We start from the raw sequence: 415 nt of genomic DNA, 5'->3' as shown, positions 1-415 counted from the left end.
GCCGACAAGGTCCTGTTCTCGCTGCCGGTGACCCGACGATGGCTGGAGCAGGTCATCCTCGCACTGACGATGATCGGCCACGCCTCGATGCGCGGCGTCATCGAATTCATGAGCGACCTGCTGGGCGTGTCCATCAGCCTGGGCACCGTGCACAATGTTCACCAGCGTGCCGCGCAGCGGGCGATGGCCATCAACAACAGCATCGACCTGTCGGCCATCCGGGTGGGACTGCACGACGAGATCTTTCAGGGGACCCGGCCGGTTCTTACCGGCATCGATGCGGCTTCCACCTACTGCTATCTGCTGGCTGACGAAGACCACCGTGATGGCGATACCTGGGCCATCCATCTGCTGGACCTGCAGAGGCAGGGACTGCATCCCGACTTTACGATTGCCGACGCCGGCACGGGTCTGC

General features: G+C 63.4%; 1 protein-coding gene. It reads left to right on the top strand.

Annotation, left to right across the window (positions count from 1 at the left end; translation table 11 throughout):
- The coding region (locus tag EVC45_RS46080; RefSeq protein ID WP_211193623.1) for a hypothetical protein at nt 1-415 on the top strand (415 nt) is incomplete at both ends.

The sequence above is a fragment of the Paraburkholderia sp. UYCP14C genome (assembly GCF_004197395.1).
Taxonomy (GTDB): domain Bacteria; phylum Pseudomonadota; class Gammaproteobacteria; order Burkholderiales; family Burkholderiaceae; genus Paraburkholderia.
The sequence above is the reverse complement of the archived record's forward strand: the minus strand, read 5'-3'. Positions and strand labels throughout refer to the sequence as shown.